This is a genomic window from Fictibacillus nanhaiensis (assembly GCF_036213205.1).
GTDB classification, from domain to species: Bacteria; Bacillota; Bacilli; order Bacillales; family Fictibacillaceae; genus Fictibacillus; species Fictibacillus nanhaiensis_E.
The window spans coordinates 83,061-104,251 of record NZ_JARMFC010000010.1 but is presented as its reverse complement, the minus strand read 5'-3'; the positions used below and the strand labels follow the sequence as shown (position 1 = coordinate 104,251).

The window sequence follows — 21,191 nt, the reverse complement described above, 5'->3', positions numbered from 1 at the left end:
AATGACCATTCTTAAAATTGTTGAACATCCACATCCAGTTTTAGAGACTGAATGTGAACCAGTAAAAACATTCGATAAAAAGTTAAAGAAGTTAGTTGAAGATATGTTCGAGACTATGTATGAGGCAGAAGGAGTAGGACTTGCTGCACCACAAATCGGAATTGCAGAACAGATTGCAGTTGTAGATATTGGTGATGAGACAGGTCAGATTGTTCTGATTAACCCTCTTATCAATAAAGCGTCTGGAAGTCAAAGTGGTCCTGAAGGCTGTTTGAGTTTCCCAGGATTATTTGGTGAAGTAGAACGTCCTTTTGAAGTAACTGTTACAGCTTTGGACGTATCTGGAAAAGAATTCACATTAAAAGCAAATGACTTTCTCGCTCGTGCCATTCAACATGAAATCGATCATCTGCACGGAATATTATTTACTTCAAAAGTAATCGAATATTACGAAACGGAAGAACTGGAGGGATAAGCATGAAAGTATTATTTATGGGAACGCCAGACTTTTCCGTACCTGTCCTACGTCAGCTCGTTGAAGATGGTTACAATGTCGTCGGTGTTGTAACACAACCTGACAAACCTGTAGGCAGAAAAAAAGTAATCAAACAAACACCTGTTAAAGAAGAAGCGATTAAACATGGAATTTCTGTGTATCAGCCTATTAAACTGCGTGAAGACTATGAAGACATCATCGCTCTTAAACCAGATTTAATCGTAACGGCAGCGTATGGACAAATTTTACCAAAAGCGATTCTTGAAACCCCTAAATACGGATGTATCAACGTTCATGCGTCATTGCTTCCGAAGTATCGCGGAGGTGCTCCGATCCACAAGAGTATTATGGATGGAAACGACAAAACAGGTATTACAATCATGTACATGGTTGAAAAATTAGATGCAGGTGATATACTTACCCAAGTTGAAGTTCCAATCGAAGAAAATGATCATGTTGGTTCTATGCATGATAAGCTTAGCGAAGCTGGCGCGAAACTATTGTCAGAAACCATCCCTCATCTTGTAGAAGGGAAAATAAATCCTGTGCAACAAGTGGATGAAGAAGTTACATTTGCTTGGAATATCACTCGAGAGCAAGAAAAAATAGATTGGACAATGTCAGGTGAAGAAATTTATAACCACATTCGTGGGCTACACCCATGGCCAGTTGCTTATACGTATTTAAACGGTCAGCCACTTAAGGTGTGGTGGGGTGAAAAGAAGGAAACAAGTGCAGATGGAGAGCCGGGGACTGTAATTGGTGTTCATGAAAAAGGTCTTCAGGTCGCAACAGGAAACAAAACAAGTATTATTATTACAGACTTGCAGCTCTCAGGTAAAAAGAGAATGTTAGCAAGTGATTATCTTAAAGGAGCAAGCATTTCGAAGGGCTTGAGATTAGGTGAGTAAAGTTGGAAAACAACATTCGGGCAATCGCCCTGGACGTTTTATTTAAAATAGAACAAAATCAGGCATACAGCAATTTGCAGCTGAATCAAACACTGCAGAATTCTAACATGAAAAGTATAGATAAAGGACTTTTAACTAACATCGTTTATGGGACAATTCAACGTAAAAATACCATTGATTTTTATTTAGATCAATTATTGAACAAACCCATTAAGAAAAAAGATCGCTGGGTATTAACGCTATTAAGGCTATCTATTTTTCAGATGCTATATTTAGATCGAGTTCCTGATCATGCTATCATCCACGAAGCTGTAGAAATAACGAAACAGCGCGGTAACCTAGGGTTAGCTGGGCTAGTAAATGGAATCTTACGGAAACTACAGCGTGAAGGCACAGTCGCAATGGATAAGAAAGCTGAAGAAGGAGCAGAAAAAGAAGCTCTTTCATACAGTATGCCTCAATGGTTGTTTGACCGCTGGAGAGAGCAGTTCGGACAAGATGATGCTGAAAAAATGGCACAATCAAACTTGTTAGCTTCTCCTGTAACCGCAAGAGTGAACATAAAGAAAAGCAATCGAAAAGATGTTTTGGAGCTTCTTTCCGAAGAAGGAATTATTGCAGAAGAAGGAGAATTGTCTCCTGAAGGTATCATCATTAAAGAAGGCTATCTGCCTGCTACAGAGGTTTACAAGAAGGGTCTTGTGACGATACAAGACGAAAGCTCCATGCTAGTAGCGCGAGCAGTTGATCCTGTCTCAGGAGAAACAGTTTTAGATACGTGTGCTGCTCCAGGTGGCAAGTCAACTCACATGGCAGAATTGATGCAAGGAGAAGGAAGAGTCGTTTCACTGGACCTTCACGCACATAAGATAGAATTGATTAAGAAACAAGCTGAACGTCTTGGGCTAGAAAATATCGAAGCATCTGTTTTGGATGCGCGTAAAGTATCCGAGAAGTATAGGGCGGAAACGTTTGATAGAGTGCTTGTAGATGCACCTTGCAGCGGTTTCGGTGTTATCCGCAAAAAGCCAGATCTTAAATGGTCAAAGACAGAAGATGATGTAAAGAGGCTTAATAGTATTCAAAAGGATATTTTGCACGCTGCTTCTGAGATGGTTAAACACGGTGGATTACTTGTTTATAGCACGTGTACAGTAGATAAGGAAGAAAACGATAGAGTTGCTGATTGGTTTTTAACGAACCATCAAGATTTTGAATGGGATCCTCACTTTGCAGAAAAAATGCCGGAAACCGTAAAATCCTATATAATGGATGAAAGATCAGATCTTCAGATCATGCCTCATTATTTTAATAGTGACGGATTCTATATAGCAGCATACAGAAAAAAGACAACAGGTGGTGAGAAACATGCTTAAACCTTTAACAGATAAACAAACAAAACCAAATATCAAACCTTCTATCTTTTCTTTAGAACTTCATGAGTTAGAAGCGTGGCTTACAGATATAAGAGAACCAAAGTTCAGAGGAAAACAGATTTTTGAATGGCTGTATAAAAAACGTGTGTCTTCTTTTGAGGAAATGACGAACCTTCCTTTAGGTCTTCGTGAGAAGCTAGAGAAAGACTTTTATATCAAACCTTTAAAAGAAGTTGTGCGTCAAGAGTCATCAGACGGCACGATTAAATTTTTATTCGAGCTTCAAGATGGTTATTCGATTGAAACGGTTCTTATGAGACATGAATATGGAAATAGTATTTGTGTAACAACTCAAGTAGGGTGTCGCTTAGGTTGTACGTTTTGTGCATCCACATTAGGAGGACTTAAACGCAATCTTCTAGCTGGTGAGATTGTAGCTCAAGTGCTTCAAGTTCAACGAGCCCTTGACGAAACAGAAGAAAGAGTAAGTTCAGTTGTTGTTATGGGTATCGGAGAACCTTTTGATAACTATGAAGGACTCATGTCGTTCCTTAAGATTATCAATCACGATCAAGGCCTTAATATTGGGGCACGTCACATTACGATTTCAACGAGTGGTGTTGTACCTTACATCTACAAGTTTGCGGACGAAGGTATGCAGATCAATTTTGCTATCTCCTTGCATGCGCCAAACACAGAGACGAGAAGCCGATTAATGCCTGTAAATAGAATGTATCCGTTAAACGAATTAATGGATTCTATTCGTTATTACATTAAAAAAACGGGTCGCCGTGTGACGTTTGAATATGGCTTGTTCGGTAAAGTTAACGATTCCGTAGAACACGCGAACGAATTAGCGGATTTGATCAAGGATATTAAGTGTCACGTAAATCTTATCCCAGTAAACTATGTACCAGAAAGAGACTATGTCCGAACACCAAAAACACAAATTTTTAAGTTCTTAGAGACGTTAACCTCAAGAGGCATTAATGCCACCATCAGAAGAGAACAAGGACATGACATTGATGCTGCATGCGGTCAGCTGCGTGCGAAGGAACGTAAAGAAGAGACGAGGTGACGGGATGATGCAAATTGCCTTTCAAACAGACGTTGGAATGGTAAGGAAGCATAATGAAGACAGCGGGGAAGTGTTCACAAAGGGTGAACACTTTCTTGCAGTTATCGCAGATGGTATGGGTGGACATAAAGCAGGGGATATCGCTAGCCAAGAAGCCCTAAAAGTGATGAAAGAAGCATGGTCTCAATTTGAAGAAAATATGGAAAATGTGAAAGAATGGATCCAGAACGTTTTAAAAGATACGAATAAACATATCTTTGATTTTTCTCAAGAGAATCCTGAAACAAGAGGTATGGGTACTACAGTTGTGGCTGCTCTAGGTACGAATAAAGAAATTACAGTCGCTCATATCGGTGACAGCCGATGTTATCTGTATTCCGATGGAAAACTGAAAAGAGTAACGGATGATCATTCACTTGTCCAAGAATTAGTGAAATCTGGTCAGATTACTGAGGATGAGGCGGAGATTCATCCAAGAAGAAACATGATCATGAAAGCTGTCGGTACTGATGAAACCGTAGAAGCTGAGTTTAATACGATCACTTGGCAGAACGGTGACTATCTTTTGCTTTGTTCAGACGGTCTATCAGATAAAGTTTCGTCTAAACGCCTCCAAGAAGTATTTGAAGATTCTATGGAATCCGTTACCGAGAAGGTAGAACGATTGATCACTTGGGCAAAAGATGCCGGTGGAGAAGATAACATTACTGCTATCCTTATACAGAACAGTTCTGACACAGAAACAAAAGGGGAAGCAATAACATGATAGGAAAAAGAGTCAGTGGCCGCTACAAGCTTTTAGAAGTTATTGGTGACGGCGGAATGGCCATCGTTTATAGAGCAAAAGATTTAATATTAGATAGAGATGTAGCAGTAAAAGTTCTACGTTCAGAGTTTAATAAAGACGAAGATTTCATCAGACGTTTTAAAAGAGAAGCTGAATCAGCAACAAGTCTTAACCATCCGAACATTGTTAGTATCTATGATGTTGGAGAAGATGAAGAGATCTATTTTATCGTTATGGAATATGTGCAGGGAAAAACACTAAAGCAATACATAAAAGAACATGGCAAAATATCTGTTGAAGAATCATTGCATATTATGAAGCAGATCGTTTCAGGGATGGCGGTCGCTCATGATCATGGAATCATACATCGCGATATTAAACCGCATAATATTTTAATTACAGATAACGGTACTGCAAAGTTAACAGACTTTGGGATCGCGCTCGCTATTACTTCAGCTACGATTACGCATACAAACTCTATTCTCGGGTCTGTTCATTATTTTTCACCTGAGCAAGCAAGAGGGGGAATCGCGAACGCAAAATCCGATATCTATTCTTTCGGAGCTGTACTCTATGAGATGGTCACAGGAAGAGTACCGTTCGTCGGAGATTCACCGGTGTCTGTTGCGTTAAAGCATCTTCAAGAAAACGTGATCGAACCGCGGAGATTGAATCCAGAAATTCCACAAAGTGTGGAGAATATTGTATTAAAGTCTTTGGCTAAAAATCCTTTAAGAAGATATGACAGTGCTGATGAATTGTTGAGGGATATGAATTCAGCTTTAGATCCAGACCGTATGTATGAACAAAAGTGGAACGAAGAGAACGAGGAAGATGAAAAAACCAAATATATTCCTCCTATCACAGTACCACCTGTTGAAACACCTGTGAAGAAAGTAGAAGCAGCAGAAAAAGAAAAAGAAAAAAAGCCCGAAAAACCAAAGAAAAAACGAAGTTGGTGGGTTATTATTCTTATCTCACTTTTATTATTAGGTGGAGCGGCAATAGCTGCTTTCACAATGATGCCTTCTATCTTTTATGTTGAAGAGGTAAGTGTTCCTGATGTATCGGGTAAAGAATATGTTGATGCATTTGATAGCTTGAGAGCCGAAGGGCTTGAAGTGAAACGGCAGGAAGTATTTGATCCTGAGATTGAAGAAGGCGTTGTAGTAAGGCAGGATCCATCACCTGGAACAAAAGTGAAACAGCAAGCAATCGTCACGTTATTCGTATCAAAAGGACCTGAAAAGGAAAGTATGCCTGATGTAGAAGGGTATAATATAGAAGATGCGAAAGAACGCTTAAAAGAAGATGGCTTCACGCAGATCAATATCGACTATGAAGAGTCGGACTCTGAGACAGAAGGTACTGTCCTGGAACAAAGTCCAGATCGCGATGAGAAAGTGACTCCTGCAGAGACGGAAGTAACGCTAACGGTTAGTTCGGGAACACCAACGGTTCAAGTTGAGAACTTAATCGGTGCATCTGAACAAGATGTAAAAACGTTTGCTGATAATGCTGGACTTACCGTTGAATTTTCAAAAGAGTTCTCTGATACAGTTGAAAAAGGCAGAGTGATCTCTCAAGATCCATCTCCTTTTACTCAGGTAGAAAAAGGGGCAACGATTTCTGTCGTTCTTTCAGATGGCCCAGAAGAGTCAGAGGAGCCGCCAGCCGAAGAGGAACCTCCCTCCGAAGACCGTACAGTGACGAAGGATATCGAAGTTAAGGTAGATAAGAAAGACAGAAGAGAACCAGTTACAGTAAAGATCGTCTATTCCGATAAAAACGCTTCAAATGAAGTTTTTGTGGAAGAACAGATCACAGACAAAAAGAACTATCAGCTGCCTCTAACGATTGCTGAGGGAGGTTCTGCTTCTTACGTTGTATATATTAACGGACAAGAAGAGGAATCTGAGACGATCAATTATGATGATGCTAGAAGTGCTAGCGGAAGAATGAGTAAAGATGATGATGAGGAAGGGGACGATGGTGATTAAGCATGCCTGAAGGAAGAATTGTTAAAGCGCTCGCTGGCTTTTATTACGTTAAGGAAAATGGTAAGTCTGAAGTTTTCCAATGCAGAGGAAGAGGGAATTTTCGCAAAAAGAAAGTTAATCCATTGGTAGGTGACTGGGTAGAATACGAGTCAAGCAACATTACAGATGGATACATTCTTGATGTGAAGGAACGAAAAAACGAGTTAGTTCGTCCTCCTATCGCTAACGTAGATCAAGCTATTCTTGTTTTTTCAGCTACTGAACCGGATTTTAGCACGCTTTTATTAGACCGTTTCCTTGTTCATATTGAAGCAAACGATATCTTGCCTGTTATCTGTATCTCTAAGATGGATCTTGTTCAACAATCTGAAGAAATGGATGAGATTCAGAAATATATTGAAATCTACAAACGATTAGGATATGAGGTAATACCCACTTCAACCAAATCAGATGATAGCCTAGATTTGTTTTATCCATTATTTAAAGATAAAGTAACCGTCTTTGCAGGGCAGTCTGGTGTGGGGAAATCTTCTCTTTTAAATGCTATTAATCCAGAGCTCATGCTCGAAACAAACGAGATTTCAAGTCATTTAGGCCGAGGGAAGCACACGACACGTCATGTGGAGCTCATCCCATTCGGAAATGGCTTAGTTGCTGATACACCTGGTTTTAGCTCGTTAGACTTCATGAACATTGAAGCAGAAGATTTATCAATGTACTTTCCAGAGATGAACGAGCTTCGAGGCGATTGCAAGTTCAGAGGCTGCTCACATACGTCAGAACCGAAATGTGCTGTTAAAAAGGGAGTAGAGGACGGGTATGTTCCAGAGTTCCGCTACGACCATTACGTAAGTTTTTTACAAGAAATTAAAGATCAAAAACGGAGGTACTAATGATTAAGATAGCTCCTTCCATTCTGTCGGCTGACTTCTCAAGGTTAGGCGATGATATAAAAGCTGTAGAAGAAGCGGGTGCGGATTATATTCATGTTGATGTGATGGATGGACATTTCGTTCCAAACATCACGATTGGACCGCTTGTTGTTCAAGCGATACGACCTGTTACGAAACTGCCATTAGATGTACATCTAATGATTGAAAATCCAGATCGATATATTGAAGAGTTTGCAAAAGCAGGTGCTGATATTATTTCAGTGCATGTAGAAGCATCACCTCATCTACATCGAACGGTTCAACTCATTAAACAACAAGGTGTAAAAGCGGGTGTCGTAATTAATCCAGCTACACCAGTCGACTCCATTAAACATATATTACAAGATGTTGACCTTGTGTTGTTAATGACCGTTAATCCTGGTTTTGGTGGACAAGCGTTCATAGAAAGCGTAGTTCCGAAGATCAAAGAAGTTTCTGATCTAGTAAAAACACAAGGATTAAATATTGAGATTGAAGTTGATGGTGGAGTGAATCCTGAAACGGCTCGCCTTTGTGTCGAGGCAGGGGCAAATGTATTAGTTGCTGGATCTGCCATTTATGGAAAGAATGATTTAAAGGATGCAATAGAAGCCATTCGTGGTGTATAATTGAATGGATAAAATAAAATAAGCAACCACAGGGGGAGTCCTTTAAAGGGCTGAGAGGGGAGTGTTCTCCCGACCCTTTGAACCTGAAGCTGGATCATACCTGCGTAGGAATGTGGAGTCGTATGACTTTTTGAATGTAAATCTAAAAAGCAACCGAGCTCACATGCCGGTTGCTTTTTTTGTTTATTCTTACGACATACTAGGGGGGAATATTAATGAACAATAGTAAAGTATTATTGATGGCTGAAATCGCAATTATGGCTGCACTTTCACTCATTTTAGGGTTGATTAGCTTCAAAGGGATATGGCCACAAGGTGGTTCGGTGTCTCTCGAAATGGTACCAATATTTCTTTTAGCATTTAGAAGAGGGTTAAAAGCAGGTGTTTTCACTGGTCTAGTTGTTGGATTGTTACAACTTCTTATCAATCCTCAAATTTACTATTTTGCACAAGTTATTCTTGATTATCCGCTTGCATTTGCTTTAGCGGGAGTTGCAGGTGCATTCGCTCCATCCCTAACACAAAATACATCCAAAAGAACAGCTTTGATGGTTCTTGGGATTTTTGTAGGATGCACGTTAAGATTAATCTCGCATGTATTGTCTGGTGTTATTTTCTTTAGCGAATTTGCTCCTAAAGGAATGAATGTGTGGCTTTATTCATTCTTGTATAACGGTTCATTCATGGTCGTTATTTTCGCGATTACTGCGCTAGTTGTTATCCTATTAACAAACACTGCTCCAAAACTATTGCACGCTGCTAAAAACGGTCGCCATCAAGCCGCATGAAGATTAGCATTGTTGCAGGTGGTCCAGAGCTCTTAATTCCTGATTTGAAGCCATATGATCTAGCATCGGATCATATTTGGATCGGAGTCGATAGAGGAACTCTCTTTTTATTGAGAAGTGGATTCTTTCCACAGCATGCATATGGTGATTTTGATTCTGTTTCTGATGATGAGAAAAGAATTATTATGAACTCATCCATAAAAGTGAACCAATATCAATCTGAAAAAGATGCTACAGACATGGAGATCGCACTAGAGTGGGCGTTGAAACAGAATCCAGAACAAATACTCATATTCGGTGCTACTGGTGGAAGGTTAGACCACGAACTAATGAACATCCAGTTATTATATAGAACTCTGAGTGTACGAGCAGATGTAAGAATCTTAGATACTAGGAACGAGATCTCTTTACATTTACCGGGATGTTATAATATTGAGCAAGATCATAGATACTCCTATATATCATTTCTCGCTAAAAGTGAAAAAGTGACAGGCATAACATTAGAGGGATTTAAATATCCGTTAGAACAAGCCGACCTTCAGGCTGGCTCATCATTATGTGTTTCCAATGAGCTTGTAAATAAAAGTGGTACTTATTCTTTTGACTCCGGCATAATATTGATGGTAAAGAGCCGTGATTAAAAAATCACGGAATACAGGCCCCAAAGCACCTTTTTATAAAAAGGGGAATAAAGTAATTATTGTTTAGCTCTTATCATTTTTTATGGGCCTGGAGGAGGGGTAAGATGAAATTTTATACCATTAAACTTCCTAAATTCTTGGGAGGATTCGTACGTGCCGTCTTAGGATCTTTCAAAAAAGGATAACAAACAAAAAAAGCGCATTGTGCGCTTTTTTTGTTTGTTTTTTATTTATAGCTGTTTGCGTATATAATGTGAATCGATGGACGTAGTTGGTTTTCGCTCACACTTGCTCGCTTTTGGAGTGAACGGTGAGCCTCCTGTCGAAACATCTTTTTATATAATTAAATACTGTCTAGTTTTAAAAACTTACTGTCCAGTTATAAGAAAATACTGTCCGTTTTCTGCTTTTTACTGTCCACTTTTACAAAAATACTGTCCACTTGACCATATTCTTGACACCACAGAGTTTTTGGGCAAAGAAAAAAACAGCAGCGGTTGCTGCTGTTTTTATTTATACACGTTCAACTTTGCCAGATTTAAGGGCACGAGCAGAAACGTATACGCGTTTAGGCTTTCCGTTCACAAGAATACGAACCTTTTGAACGTTAGCTCCCCAGCTTTTCTTTGATTTGTTCATTGCGTGAGAACGCTTGTTACCAGTTTTAGGTCCTTTTCCAGTAATAAAACATTTACGAGCCATGTAGGTGAACCTCCTTTACAGCAAAAAAGCTTTGCATCAATTCAATCGTATGTTAAATACTAAATAATATTAGCATGACTTCAGTAGCAATGCAACATATTCGTAAAAGGTTTTCAAGTAAATTTCCTTGACAATACTATTTACATAGTGTGAAATGTAGTAGTCCTTTCAAAATAGGCTAATGTATAGTAAAATATTTGTTAGCCATTTAACAAATTAAAGGGGGATGTAAGCATGTCCATTGAAATGAAAACAACCTATGGTCAAATTGATATTTCTAATGAAGTTATTGCCACTATCGCCGGTGGAGCCGCAATTGATTGTTACGGAATTGTCGGCATGGCATCAAGGAAGCAATTAAAGGATGGAATAACTGAACTTTTAGGACGTGAAAATTTCTCCCGAGGGATCGTTGTTCGACAAGAAGAGGATGAAGTACATATTGATATGTACATTATCGTTAGTTACGGAACAAAGATTTCTGAAGTGGCTCATAACGTTCAGAACAAAGTGAAATATACCCTGGATCAAATGCTTGGTTTAGCGGTTGACTCAGTCAATATCTATGTTCAGGGTGTCAGGGTGACAACCCCTTAGTTAGGAGGAAGTTTTGTGTCTTTAAAAGTATTAGATGGAAAAAAGTTTTCAAAAATGGTACTCGAGGGTGCTTCAAACTTAACAAGAAATGCAGCAATGGTCGACGCACTTAATGTTTTTCCTGTACCAGATGGTGATACAGGAACAAATATGAATTTAACGATTACTTCTGGTGCAAAAGAAGTAGAAAAGAACACTTCCAATCAAATCGGCGCTGTTGCCAGTGCTTTTGCTAAAGGCTTATTGATGGGAGCGCGTGGAAACTCTGGTGTTATTCTTTCACAGTTGTTTAGAGGATTCTCTAAATCAATCGAAGGAAAAGAGACGATTAATGCTGCCGAGTTTGCCAACGCATTTGATAAAGGTGTAGAAACTGCTTATAAAGCCGTAATGAAGCCAGTAGAAGGTACGATTTTAACTGTAGCTAAAGATGCTGCAAAAAAAGCAGTTAAAGAAGCTAAAAAATCAGACGATATTCTATACATTATGAAAGAGCTTGTTAAAGAATCAAAAGCTTCCTTAAACCGTACTCCTGATCTACTCCCGGTTTTAAAAGAAGTTGGTGTTGTTGATTCTGGTGGACAAGGGTTAGTTACTGTTTATGAAGGGTTCTTAGCGGTACTTGAAGGCAAAGAGCTGCCAAAAGTATCTGTTAACGCTCCTTCGATGGGCGAACTTGTTAACGCTGAGCATCATAAAGCACAGATGCACATGAAGACTGAAGATATCCATTTCGGATATTGTACAGAATTCATGGTAAGGTTCGAAGATAAAAAGATCAAAGCGAATCCATTCGATGAAATTAATTTCCGTAATGAGTTAAGTCAACATGGTGATTCTTTGCTTGTTGTAGCTGATGAAGATGTAGTAAAGGTTCACATCCATACAGAACAACCAGGTAACATGCTAACACTTGCACACCGTTACGGAAGTTTGATCAACATTAAGATTGAAAACATGCGTGAGCAACACTCAGCGATTCTAGAGAGTGAGAATGAAGTTATCCCTTCGTACTCACAATCAATTCCTGAGAAGAAAAAGGAATATGGTATCGTTACGGTTGCAATGGGTGAAGGAATCGAAGAGATGTTTTCATCAATGGGTGCATCAGTGATCCAAGGTGGACAAACAATGAACCCTAGTACTGAAGATATTGTAAAAGCAATTGCTGAGGTCAACGCTGAGAAAGTGTTCATCCTTCCGAACAATAGCAATATCATCATGGCATCAGAACAAGCTGCAAGTGTTGTTGATGAAGAAGTAGTTATCATCCGCACAAAAACTGTGCCACAAGGTATCGCATCTATTCTAGCTTTCAATCCTTCTGCAGATATGGCAGAGAACGAAAAGAAGATGAACGAAGCCATTTCATCTGTTAAATCAGGTCAAGTCACTTATGCAGTTCGTGATACATCCATCGATGGTGTTGAAATTGCAAAAGGTGATTTTATGGGGATTTCAGAGGGGAAAATTCTAACTTCTAAGACAGATAAACAAGAAGTTACGAAAGAACTACTCTCAAATATGCTTGATGAAGATTCAGAGATCGTTACGATCATTTATGGTGAAGATAGCTCTGAAGAAGAAGCGCAGGAACTTGCTGAATTTATTGAAGAAAAGTATCCCGATGCGGAAGCTGAAATTCATAATGGTAAGCAGCCGATCTATTCATTCATCTTATCAGTAGAGTAAAAAATGAAAAGTATTCTCTCTTTAACTTAAAGTGTGATAAAGTTAAGAGGGAATACTTATTTTATTGGGAAAAAACGCAACTTGAAGGAGAACGTCATGAAATATAAAAGTGTATTTGATATTATAGGTCCCATTATGATAGGACCTTCTAGTTCACATACAGCTGGCGCTGCACGAATCGGACGGGTAGCGAGAAGCCTCTTTGGTAGAAAACCTAAATACGCAACAATCTCATTCTATGGTTCTTTTGCTAAAACCTATCGTGGTCACGGTACAGATGTAGCGATTGTTGGCGGAATTCTAGATTATGACACGTTTGATACTCGAATTGTGGATGCGCTTACAATAGCGAAGCAAGAAGGTATCGAGGTCACGATGACTGCTGAGGATGCCATAACAGACCATCCAAATACAGCTCGAGTCATTATTGGGGATGAGAATGAAAGAATCGAAGTTGTTGGAATTTCAATCGGTGGCGGTAAAATTGAGATTACAGAACTGAATGGATTTGCACTACGATTATCAGGAAATCATCCAGCTCTCTTAATCGTTCATAATGATAAATATGGAGCGATAGCAGGAGTGGCAAATATTTTGGCAAAGCATGAGATCAATATTGGTCATATGGAAGTTTCACGAAAAGAAAAAGGGAAAGAAGCATTGATGGTTATTGAGATCGATCAAAATGCTGATGAGATCATCATAAACGAACTAAATTCTCTCCCGATTGTTCAACAAGTAGTAAAGATACACGATTAAGAGGTGAGAAGTATGTTTCGTAATGTAGCTGAATTAATAGAATTAGCAGAATCAAAAAAATGTAAGATCTCAGAGATTATGATTCAGCAAGAGATGGATGTAACTGGACGTTCAAGAGAAGAAGTTCTAGGGTTCATGGATCGAAATTTGAGAGTGATGGAAGAAGCAGTTATGCGGGGAATTACTGAAGATGTGAAATCCCATTCTGGTCTAACAGGCGGAGATGGAAAGCTCCTACAGAACTATATTAAATCTGGAAAGTCTCTATCTGGCGCACTGATGCTTGATGCTGTAAGTAAAGCGATGGCAACGAATGAAGTGAACGCGGCGATGGGGACCATCTGTGCTACACCTACCGCAGGATCTGCAGGTGTCGTTCCTGGTACTCTGTTTGCGTTAAAAGAAAAATTAAATCCTACTCGAGAACAGATGATCGAATACCTATTCGCTGCTGGAGCATTTGGTTTTGTTGTCGCAAACAACGCTTCAATTTCTGGAGCAGCAGGTGGATGCCAAGCCGAAGTAGGCTCTGCTACAGGAATGGCGGCAGCGGCGATCGTCGAACTTGCTGGAGGGTCTCCATCGCAATCAGCCGAAGCGATGGCGATTGCACTAAAGAACATGCTAGGACTCGTTTGTGATCCTGTTGCGGGCTTAGTTGAAGTACCTTGTGTAAAAAGAAACGCGATGGGTGCAAGCAATGCAATCGTCGCAGCGGACATGGCACTTGCTGGAATCGTTAGCCGTATACCATGTGATGAAGTGATTGATGCTATGTACAAGATAGGTCTATCTATGCCTTCTGCTCTTCGTGAAACTGCACTTGGGGGCCTAGCTGCTACACCAACAGGAAGAGAGCTTGAAGCAAAAATCTTTGGCATACCGCTGAACGAGAAATAACGATGCTGAATCAATCCATAACAACTGTAAATGGAATTGGAGAGAAGAAAGCTGAAGAGCTAGCTAGCATGGGTATTCATTCTGTAGAGGATCTTTTAGAATATTTACCTTATCGGTATGAAGATTACCAAAAGAAAGATCTCGCGGAGATTGCACATGATGAAAAAGCAACGATTGAAGGGAAGGTTCATTCTGAACCTTCTCTGCGTTATTTTCCGAAGAAAAAATCACGATTAACATTTAGGATGTTGATCGGAAAATATTTGATCACAGCTACAATCTTCAATCGTCCCTTCTTAAAGAATCAGATTATTCTCGGCCAAACACTTACCGTAACAGGTAAATGGGATCGAAATAAAATGACGTTAACTGTAAGCGATGTTCATTTTGGAACATTCAGTGAAGACCATAAAATTGAACCGGTTTATTCGGTCAAAGGCTCACTGTATGGAAAAACGATGCGTAAGATTATAGATTCGGCATTTCGGCAATTTTCTGGCCAGATAGAGGATCCTCTTCCACAGAAAATCCGTGAATCTTATCGACTTCCTGATCGAGAATCAGCTCTTAGGATGATGCATTTTCCTGAAGATTTTAGAGCATTAAAGTCAGGAAGAAGAAGGCTTGCTTATGAAGAACTGTTGTATTTCCAATTAAAGATGCAGATCTTTAGGAAATGGAACAGACAGCAATCTAAAGGAGCTGCTTTGAAGTTTGATCGTGACCAAGTAGACAAGTTCATTCGTTCCCTACCGTTTCAACTAACCGAAGCACAGAAGAGGGTAGTAGATGAGATATTAAAAGATCTATCAGATACAAGCCGAATGAACAGGTTGCTTCAAGGCGATGTTGGCTCTGGTAAAACAGTGGTCGCGGCTGTAGCTTTATATGCTGCGGTTACGGCGAACAGACAAGGTGCATTGATGGTACCGACAGAAATACTTGCTGAACAGCATTTTCAATCATTAAAAGAGCTTTTTGCTCCATTCGGAATAACAGTAGCTCTTTTAACGTCTTCTGTTAAAGGGAAAGTGCGTAAGGAAACATTAACCCTTTTAAAGCAAGGGGAGATACAGATCATGGTTGGTACACACGCTCTTATTCAAGAAGAAGTTGATTTTAATAGTCTCGGGCTAGTGATTACTGATGAGCAGCATCGTTTTGGTGTTAACCAAAGGAGGGTGTTAAGGGAGAAAGGTGAGAGTCCGGATGTACTCTTTATGACGGCGACTCCTATCCCCCGAACACTTGCTATATCAGCGTTTGGAGACATGGATGTTTCAACTATTGATGTAATGCCTGCAGGAAGAAAGCCGATTATCACTCATTGGGCTAAACACGGAATGCTTGAACGTGTTCTTGATTTCATAAAAAAAGAAATTGAATCTGGCAGACAAGCCTATGTTATCTGTCCATTAATCGAAGAATCAGAAAAGGTAGATGTTCAGAATGCTATAGACGTTCATGCTCAACTAAGTGCTTACTTTCATACTTATCAAGTAGGTTTGATGCATGGAAGACTGCATTCGACTGAAAAAGATGAAGTGATGAGAAAGTTTGCAGCAAATGAATGTCAAATCCTAGTATCTACGACAGTAGTAGAAGTCGGGGTAAATGTTCCAAACGCTACCATTATGGTCATATATGATGCAGAACGATTTGGGCTTTCTCAACTACACCAGTTAAGAGGGCGAGTTGGCCGTGGTAACGAACAATCTTATTGTGTACTCATCGCAGATCCGAAATCTGAAGAAGGTCAAGAACGAATGAGGATTATGACAGAAACAACAAACGGATTCGAGCTTTCAGAAAAAGATCTTGAGCTTCGGGGGCCAGGTGATTTTTTTGGGAATAAGCAAAGTGGGGTTCCGAACTTTAAAGTAGCGGACCTCGTGCATGATTATCGGATTCTAGAAACAGCTAGAAATGATGCGGCTAAACTCGTTCAATCAGAAGAGTTCTGGAGTGACGAAACGTATCGGTCGATTAGAGAAGTTTTAACAAGACAAGGTGTGCTCGATAAAGAAAGACTAGATTAATCTTGAAAGAAGAGGATTGATACTATATACTACTATTAGTACCAGCTCTTAATAGCAGAAAGATATATAGCAGGTACGCTGTAATGGCGTTACCTGCTTTTCTACGCACTGCATCTTCACTTGCTATCTTTCTCATATATGAGACCTTTGTATGGAAGAAGGAAGAAACTATGAAAAAATCAAAAAAAGAGAGACAAGAGCTGTTAAGGGAAACGATTAAGTTAACCCCTTTTATAACAGATGAAGAATTGGCAGAAAAATTCAGTGTTAGTGTACAGACAATTAGGCTTGACCGCTTGGAACTTTCCATTCCAGAGCTAAGAGAAAGAATAAAGTCTGTCGCTGAAACAAAACTGGATGATGTAAAAGCGCTGCCGCTTGAAGAGGTCATCGGAGAAATCATTGACCTTCAGTTAGATGAATCAGCCATTTCTATTTTAGACATAAAAGAAGAACACGTTTTTTCTCGTAACAAGATTGCAAGAGGTCATCACGTTTTTGCTCAGGCGAATTCACTAGCGGTGGCGATAATAAATGATGAACTAGCTTTAACGGCAAAAGCTAATATTCGGTTTTCTCGTCCTGTTAGAGTTGGTGAGAGAGTGGTTGCAAAAGCCAAAGTCAAAGAGACGAGTCAAGAGCGAACCATCGTAGAAGTAAACAGTTATGTAGAGAATGAGCCTGTTTTTAAAGGTGAATTTACAATGTATAGATCCGCACAAGATACGAAGGAAGGAAGTTAAAGCAACATGAATATCGCAATAGATGCAATGGGCGGCGACAATGCACCAGAAGAGATCGTTAAAGGCGCAATACTAGCGAAAGAGCAATATCCAGAGCTATCAATTATGTTAGTTGGAGATCAAAATCAAATCGCAAAATATTTACCTGGAAAGCACGATTTTACGATCATTCATACCGATGAAGTGATCGAAACATCAGAGGAGCCAGTTCGAGCTGTTCGCCGTAAAAAGAATGCCTCGATGGTAATCGCAGCAAATGAAGTCAAATCAGGAAAAGCTGATGCGTATATTTCTGCGGGTAACACAGGAGCATTGATGGCGAGTGGGTTGTTTTATGTTGGTCGTATAAAAGGCATTGATCGTCCAGCACTTGCTCCGACACTTCCGACGTTAAATGGGGACGGGTTTTTGTTCTTAGATGTAGGTGCCAATATGGATGCTAAGCCTGAGCACCTATTACAATATGCACTGATGGGTTCTGTGTATTGGAGGGAAGTTAGAGGCATCGAAAAGCCGCGTGTAGGATTGTTAAACGTTGGAACAGAAAGTGAAAAAGGAAACGGTCTAACTAAGGCTGCATTTCCTCTCTTACAGGAAGCTGATATTAATTTTGTCGGTAACGTTGAAGCGAGAGACCTCTTAATGGGAGCAGCAGATGTAGTTGTTTGTGATGGTTTTGCTGGAAACCTGGTCCTAAAGTCTATTGAAGGTACAGCTATGAGCATGTTTTCGATGATTAAGGAACAGCTAACTTCAAGTCTAACTTCTAAACTTGCAGCTGGTGTATTAAAGCCTAAATTAAGAGGCATTAAAGATAAACTTGACTATACAGAGTATGGTGGGGCTGGTTTATTCGGACTTGCAGCACCTGTTATTAAAGCGCATGGTTCTTCAAATGCCAATGCGATGTTGAATGCAATCAGACAAACAAAAAGCATGATAGAGAAAAACGTGGTACCTACGATTCAAAATCATGTACAATCCCAAGATAACAAGGAGGAGTAAGAAATGGGGAAAATCGCTTTTCTTTTTCCAGGACAAGGCTCTCAAGTAGTAGGAATGGGTAAAGAGCTAGTATCTCAGGAGGCATCAGCAAAAGCTATTTTTGACAAAGCTGATGAAAAACTTGCTTTAAAGCTTTCTGATATTATTCTTGAAGGACCGGAAGAAGTACTTAAGAGAACAGAAAATACACAGCCAGCATTATTAACAGTTTCAACAGCTGTTCTTGAACTGTTAAAAGAGCGTGGAATTCAGGCTGATTATGTGGCAGGGCATAGCCTTGGTGAATATTCTGCACTTGTTGCAGCAGGCAGCCTTTCTTTTGAAGATGCTGTTTACGCGGTTAGAAATAGAGGGTTGCTCATGGAAGAAGCAGTTCCTGCAGGTGTAGGAACGATGGCAGCCATTATTGGATTTGATCAAGAACGATTAGAAGCAATAACGAGAGAAGTCTCGAACGGAGAAGAGAGCGTGCAAATCGCTAATCTTAATTGTCCAGGGCAGATCGTTATTTCTGGTACGGTTGGAGGAGTTGAAAAAGCTAGTGCTCTTGCTAAAGAAGAAGGAGCGAAAGTGATTCAACTTCAGGTGAGCGGACCGTTTCATTCCTCCCTTATGAAACCTGCTGCAGAGAAATACAACGAAATTCTAAATCAAATAGTGATAAATGAAGCAAAAACACCTGTAATCGCTAATGTAACGGCGAAAGCTATTACCAATAGTGAAGAGATTAAAGGAAAGTTAATCGAGCAATTGTATTCACCAGTTCGTTGGGAAGAAACTGTTCGTGAGTTAATGGATTTAGGTGTTGATACGTTTGTTGAAATCGGACCAGGAAAAGTACTATCAGGATTAGTTAAAAAGGTAAACAGAAGAGCTAATGTAATGGCAGTGAGTGATCTAGAAACAATTAACATGGCCGTAGAAAAACTAAAAGGAGAGTCTGTGGATGCTTAATGACAAATCAGTTTTAGTAACAGGTGCATCTCGTGGGATCGGACGAGCGATTGCTTTATATTTTGCAAGAAATGGTGCCAAAGTAGCGGTTAATTATTCTGGCAGTGAAGAAAGAGCAAATGAAGTCGTGAATGAGATTAAAGAGAACGGCGGTACTGCTTTTGCGATTAAAGCGGATATCTCCTCTTCAGATGATGTTACGAACATGGTAAAAACGGTTGTTGAAGAGTTTGGAAGTCTTGACGTTCTTGTAAACAATGCTGGAATAACTAGAGATAACCTTCTGATGAGAATGAAAGAAGAAGACTGGGATGCTGTAATTAATACAAATCTTAAAGGAGTCTTCCTGACCACAAAAGCTGTAACAAGACAGATGATGAAACAAAGAAAAGGTCGCATCATTAATATTGCATCTATTGTTGGTGTTTCTGGAAACGCAGGTCAAGCTAACTATGTAGCTGCAAAAGCAGGGGTAATCGGTTTAACAAAAACAGCTGCAAAAGAACTTTCTTCAAGAGGAATCACGGTTAATGCGATAGCACCAGGTTTTATCGAGACGGATATGACTGGAAAATTAGAAGAAGGAATCAAGTCTGATATGCTTCGAAACATTCCACTTGCGCGTTTTGGACAGCCTGATGATATCGCATCGGCAGCAGCATTCTTAGCAAGTGATGCAAGTTCATATATCACTGGCCAAACACTCCATGTCGACGGAGGAATGGTGATGTAGTAAAGATAGACTTTAAACGAGGCTGTTTCCATATGTTGAACTTGATAGTGGTTGATTTCCGTTTCAGGCGCTCTTCTTTCCGGGGAGCGGACGGTGAGCCACCGCGGTGCTTAACGTACTTAGGTTTCTCGCGCATGACACTACAATCAACCTGTCAATGATGCCTTCTTAAAGTCCTTGAAATGCTGCAATCGTTCCAAAATAACCTTCAATGACTATAAATCCCTCTAGTTTTTTAATGGGAAAAAGAATATACTATTGAAAGGAGGTGACACACAAAATGGCAGATGTTTTAGATAGAGTTTCAAAGATTGTTGTGGACCGTTTAGGTGTTGATGCATCTGAGGTTAAGCCAGAAGCTTCCTTTAAAGAAGATCTAGGTGCTGACTCTCTTGATGTAGTTGAACTAGTAATGGAACTTGAAGATGAGTTCGAATTAGAAATTTCTGACGAAGATGCTGAGAAAATTGCAACTGTTGGTGACGTTGTAAATTACATAAACAGCAAACAATAAGTGTAAGACGGATAAAGTCCCGTGCGATACAGCGGGGCTTTCTTCCCTTTTTAGCAGGAAAAAAACAATAACAAAATAGCCCTTTTACGAGATTTTTGGAGGAAGTTTATGAAAGGTTCAAAACAACAATCAACTCAAAAGAAAACGGTAAAAAATCGGTTTAAATCTGCTTCCAAAAAGGGCATGGATGATAAGGTGCGCATTCAAAAAGTAGCCCCTATACAAGAGCGTTTAAACATTAAGTTTCAGAATGAAAAATTGTTAGCTCAAGCATTTACGCATTCATCATATGTGAATGAGCATCGAGGAAGAACGTTTGAAGATAATGAAAGACTCGAATTTCTAGGTGATGCCGTTCTTGAATTGACCATATCTCAATATTTATACAGCAAGTTTACTAATATGAGTGAAGGTGAGCTTACGAAACTTAGAGCAGCGATCGTATGTGAGCCGTCGTTAGTTCTTTTTGCAAACGACCTACACTTTGGTGACTTTGTTTTATTGGGAAAAGGTGAAGAGAATACTGGAGGAAGATCAAGACCAGCTCTTTTAGCAGATGTTTTTGAGGCATTTATTGGAGCGCTATATCTAGATCAAGGACTCGAAAAAGTAAAAGAGTTTTTAAATCAGTATGTGGTACCACGAATAAACGAAGGTGCTTTTTCTCATGTGATGGATTTTAAAAGTCAGTTACAAGAATATGTACAGCGTGAAGGATTAGGTCATATCGACTATCGAATCATTCAAGAAAAAGGACCGGCACACAATCGAGAGTTTGTGTCAGAGGTAAGACTGAATGAAGCGAGTTTCGGAATTGGATATGGGAGATCCAAGAAAGAAGCTGAACAGCATGCAGCACAAGAAGCGATAGAGAGAGTTACTAAAAAGAGCTAAACAAAAAACCCCCTTAACATTAGGCAATAAGCCGTGTGAGGG

Annotated in this window: 23 protein-coding genes and 1 riboswitch; of the genes, 22 read left to right on the top strand and 1 reads right to left on the bottom strand. The window is 39.7% G+C overall.

The genetic code is table 11. The features are described from left to right. Position 1 precedes the first annotated feature (1 nt). The 11 genes from def (at position 2) to spoVM (ending at position 9,802) form a co-directional block, all read left to right on the top strand. The gene (gene def / locus P4V41_RS12555) at positions 2-475 is read left to right on the top strand and encodes a peptide deformylase (RefSeq protein ID WP_328085283.1); all 474 of its coding nucleotides are present in this window, start codon (positions 2-4) and stop codon (positions 473-475) included. A 2-nt stretch (positions 476-477) separates the two neighbouring features. Beyond that, the gene (fmt, locus tag P4V41_RS12550) at positions 478-1,407 is read left to right on the top strand and encodes a methionyl-tRNA formyltransferase (RefSeq protein ID WP_328085282.1); all 930 of its coding nucleotides are present in this window, start codon (positions 478-480) and stop codon (positions 1,405-1,407) included. Between the two features lie 2 nt (positions 1,408-1,409). Continuing rightward, entirely contained in the window at positions 1,410-2,783 is a 1,374-nt protein-coding gene (gene rsmB, locus P4V41_RS12545) for a 16S rRNA (cytosine(967)-C(5))-methyltransferase RsmB (protein ID WP_328085280.1), read from the top strand. Then, complete coding sequence (rlmN, locus tag P4V41_RS12540) at positions 2,776-3,861, top strand: 23S rRNA (adenine(2503)-C(2))-methyltransferase RlmN (RefSeq protein WP_328085278.1); 1,086 nt, start codon at positions 2,776-2,778, stop codon at positions 3,859-3,861. Before rsmB ends, rlmN begins: the two co-directional genes overlap by 8 nt. Beyond that, positions 3,773-4,627 carry a Stp1/IreP family PP2C-type Ser/Thr phosphatase gene (locus tag P4V41_RS12535; protein ID WP_328085276.1) on the top strand — a complete coding sequence of 285 codons (855 nt, stop codon included), beginning with the start codon at positions 3,773-3,775 and terminating at the stop codon, positions 4,625-4,627. Before rlmN ends, P4V41_RS12535 begins: the two co-directional genes overlap by 89 nt. After that, positions 4,624-6,648, top strand: a complete 2,025-nt coding sequence (gene pknB, locus P4V41_RS12530) for a Stk1 family PASTA domain-containing Ser/Thr kinase (RefSeq protein WP_328085275.1) — start codon at positions 4,624-4,626, stop codon at positions 6,646-6,648. Before P4V41_RS12535 ends, pknB begins: the two co-directional genes overlap by 4 nt. Positions 6,649-6,650: 2 nt before the next feature. Next, positions 6,651-7,541 (top strand): ribosome small subunit-dependent GTPase A, encoded by an 891-nt coding sequence (gene rsgA / locus P4V41_RS12525; protein WP_328085273.1) that lies wholly within the window; start codon positions 6,651-6,653, stop codon positions 7,539-7,541. Continuing rightward, on the top strand, positions 7,541-8,188 hold the full coding sequence (rpe, locus tag P4V41_RS12520; RefSeq protein WP_328085271.1) for a ribulose-phosphate 3-epimerase: 648 nt from the start codon (positions 7,541-7,543) through the stop codon (positions 8,186-8,188). The genes rsgA and rpe overlap by 1 nt, the downstream gene beginning before the upstream one ends. Positions 8,189-8,209: 21 nt before the next feature. Next, positions 8,210-8,316, top strand: a riboswitch (TPP riboswitch). Positions 8,317-8,403: 87 nt separating this feature from the next. After that, positions 8,404-8,976: an energy-coupled thiamine transporter ThiT gene (gene thiT, locus P4V41_RS12515; RefSeq protein WP_328085269.1), complete on the top strand. Its 573-nt coding sequence runs from the start codon at positions 8,404-8,406 to the stop codon at positions 8,974-8,976. Next, positions 8,973-9,617, top strand: coding sequence for a thiamine diphosphokinase (locus tag P4V41_RS12510; protein ID WP_328085268.1), 645 nt, complete (start codon positions 8,973-8,975; stop codon positions 9,615-9,617). Before thiT ends, P4V41_RS12510 begins: the two co-directional genes overlap by 4 nt. 104 nt (positions 9,618-9,721) lie before the next feature. Beyond that, positions 9,722-9,802: a stage V sporulation protein SpoVM gene (spoVM, locus tag P4V41_RS12505; RefSeq protein WP_007202502.1), complete on the top strand. Its 81-nt coding sequence runs from the start codon at positions 9,722-9,724 to the stop codon at positions 9,800-9,802. Positions 9,803-10,130: 328 nt separating this feature from the next. On the opposite strand, the gene rpmB is transcribed toward spoVM, so the two are convergent. Beyond that, a complete protein-coding gene (gene rpmB / locus P4V41_RS12500; RefSeq protein WP_328085266.1) occupies positions 10,131-10,319 on the bottom strand; it encodes a 50S ribosomal protein L28 in 189 nt (62 codons plus the stop codon). A 234-nt stretch (positions 10,320-10,553) separates the two neighbouring features. Between rpmB and P4V41_RS12495 the strand changes: the two genes are divergently transcribed. The 11 genes from P4V41_RS12495 (at position 10,554) to rnc (ending at position 21,149) form a co-directional block, all read left to right on the top strand. Next, entirely contained in the window at positions 10,554-10,916 is a 363-nt protein-coding gene (locus P4V41_RS12495; protein WP_066240675.1) for an Asp23/Gls24 family envelope stress response protein, read from the top strand. 15 nt (positions 10,917-10,931) lie between these two features. Then, positions 10,932-12,608 (top strand): DAK2 domain-containing protein, encoded by a 1,677-nt coding sequence (locus P4V41_RS12490; RefSeq protein ID WP_328085261.1) that lies wholly within the window; start codon positions 10,932-10,934, stop codon positions 12,606-12,608. Between the two features lie 96 nt (positions 12,609-12,704). Beyond that, positions 12,705-13,367, top strand: coding sequence for an L-serine ammonia-lyase, iron-sulfur-dependent subunit beta (gene sdaAB / locus P4V41_RS12485; RefSeq protein WP_328085259.1), 663 nt, complete (start codon positions 12,705-12,707; stop codon positions 13,365-13,367). A gap of 12 nt (positions 13,368-13,379) precedes the next feature. Beyond that, complete coding sequence (gene sdaAA, locus P4V41_RS12480; RefSeq protein WP_328085257.1) at positions 13,380-14,267, top strand: L-serine ammonia-lyase, iron-sulfur-dependent, subunit alpha; 888 nt, start codon at positions 13,380-13,382, stop codon at positions 14,265-14,267. Between the two features lie 2 nt (positions 14,268-14,269). Further along, positions 14,270-16,306, top strand: coding sequence for an ATP-dependent DNA helicase RecG (recG, locus tag P4V41_RS12475; protein ID WP_328085255.1), 2,037 nt, complete (start codon positions 14,270-14,272; stop codon positions 16,304-16,306). 170 nt (positions 16,307-16,476) lie between these two features. After that, complete coding sequence (fapR, locus tag P4V41_RS12470) at positions 16,477-17,049, top strand: transcription factor FapR (protein WP_328085253.1); 573 nt, start codon at positions 16,477-16,479, stop codon at positions 17,047-17,049. Between the two features lie 6 nt (positions 17,050-17,055). Then, positions 17,056-18,054, top strand: a complete 999-nt coding sequence (gene plsX / locus P4V41_RS12465; protein WP_328085251.1) for a phosphate acyltransferase PlsX — start codon at positions 17,056-17,058, stop codon at positions 18,052-18,054. 3 nt (positions 18,055-18,057) lie between these two features. Continuing rightward, on the top strand, positions 18,058-19,008 hold the full coding sequence (gene fabD, locus P4V41_RS12460) for an ACP S-malonyltransferase (protein ID WP_328085249.1): 951 nt from the start codon (positions 18,058-18,060) through the stop codon (positions 19,006-19,008). After that, positions 19,001-19,741, top strand: a complete 741-nt coding sequence (gene fabG / locus P4V41_RS12455) for a 3-oxoacyl-[acyl-carrier-protein] reductase (RefSeq protein ID WP_328085247.1) — start codon at positions 19,001-19,003, stop codon at positions 19,739-19,741. Before fabD ends, fabG begins: the two co-directional genes overlap by 8 nt. A 280-nt stretch (positions 19,742-20,021) precedes the next feature. Beyond that, on the top strand, positions 20,022-20,255 hold the full coding sequence (gene acpP, locus P4V41_RS12450) for an acyl carrier protein (protein WP_066240701.1): 234 nt from the start codon (positions 20,022-20,024) through the stop codon (positions 20,253-20,255). 183 nt (positions 20,256-20,438) lie between these two features. Next, positions 20,439-21,149: a ribonuclease III gene (gene rnc / locus P4V41_RS12445; RefSeq protein WP_328085326.1), complete on the top strand. Its 711-nt coding sequence runs from the start codon at positions 20,439-20,441 to the stop codon at positions 21,147-21,149. Positions 21,150-21,191: the final 42 nt, after the last annotated feature.

What these genes read in the sequence shown, in the direction of transcription:
- def (WP_328085283.1), top strand. Translation starts at nt 2, where the DNA reads ATGACCATTCTTAAAATTGTTGAACATCCACATCCAGTTTTAGAGACT.
- fmt (WP_328085282.1), top strand. Translation starts at nt 478, where the DNA reads ATGAAAGTATTATTTATGGGAACGCCAGACTTTTCCGTACCTGTCCTA.
- rlmN (WP_328085278.1), top strand. Translation starts at nt 2,776, where the DNA reads ATGCTTAAACCTTTAACAGATAAACAAACAAAACCAAATATCAAACCT.
- P4V41_RS12535 (WP_328085276.1), top strand. Translation starts at nt 3,773, where the DNA reads ATGCCACCATCAGAAGAGAACAAGGACATGACATTGATGCTGCATGCG.
- pknB (WP_328085275.1), top strand. Translation starts at nt 4,624, where the DNA reads ATGATAGGAAAAAGAGTCAGTGGCCGCTACAAGCTTTTAGAAGTTATT.
- rsgA (WP_328085273.1), top strand. Translation starts at nt 6,651, where the DNA reads ATGCCTGAAGGAAGAATTGTTAAAGCGCTCGCTGGCTTTTATTACGTT.
- rpe (WP_328085271.1), top strand. Translation starts at nt 7,541, where the DNA reads ATGATTAAGATAGCTCCTTCCATTCTGTCGGCTGACTTCTCAAGGTTA.
- thiT (WP_328085269.1), top strand. Translation starts at nt 8,404, where the DNA reads ATGAACAATAGTAAAGTATTATTGATGGCTGAAATCGCAATTATGGCT.
- P4V41_RS12510 (WP_328085268.1), top strand. Translation starts at nt 8,973, where the DNA reads ATGAAGATTAGCATTGTTGCAGGTGGTCCAGAGCTCTTAATTCCTGAT.
- spoVM (WP_007202502.1), top strand. Translation starts at nt 9,722, where the DNA reads ATGAAATTTTATACCATTAAACTTCCTAAATTCTTGGGAGGATTCGTA.
- rpmB (WP_328085266.1), bottom strand. Translation starts at nt 10,319, where the DNA reads ATGGCTCGTAAATGTTTTATTACTGGAAAAGGACCTAAAACTGGTAAC.
- P4V41_RS12495 (WP_066240675.1), top strand. Translation starts at nt 10,554, where the DNA reads ATGTCCATTGAAATGAAAACAACCTATGGTCAAATTGATATTTCTAAT.
- sdaAB (WP_328085259.1), top strand. Translation starts at nt 12,705, where the DNA reads ATGAAATATAAAAGTGTATTTGATATTATAGGTCCCATTATGATAGGA.
- sdaAA (WP_328085257.1), top strand. Translation starts at nt 13,380, where the DNA reads ATGTTTCGTAATGTAGCTGAATTAATAGAATTAGCAGAATCAAAAAAA.
- recG (WP_328085255.1), top strand. Translation starts at nt 14,270, where the DNA reads ATGCTGAATCAATCCATAACAACTGTAAATGGAATTGGAGAGAAGAAA.
- fapR (WP_328085253.1), top strand. Translation starts at nt 16,477, where the DNA reads ATGAAAAAATCAAAAAAAGAGAGACAAGAGCTGTTAAGGGAAACGATT.
- plsX (WP_328085251.1), top strand. Translation starts at nt 17,056, where the DNA reads ATGAATATCGCAATAGATGCAATGGGCGGCGACAATGCACCAGAAGAG.
- fabD (WP_328085249.1), top strand. Translation starts at nt 18,058, where the DNA reads ATGGGGAAAATCGCTTTTCTTTTTCCAGGACAAGGCTCTCAAGTAGTA.
- fabG (WP_328085247.1), top strand. Translation starts at nt 19,001, where the DNA reads ATGCTTAATGACAAATCAGTTTTAGTAACAGGTGCATCTCGTGGGATC.
- acpP (WP_066240701.1), top strand. Translation starts at nt 20,022, where the DNA reads ATGGCAGATGTTTTAGATAGAGTTTCAAAGATTGTTGTGGACCGTTTA.
- rnc (WP_328085326.1), top strand. Translation starts at nt 20,439, where the DNA reads ATGGATGATAAGGTGCGCATTCAAAAAGTAGCCCCTATACAAGAGCGT.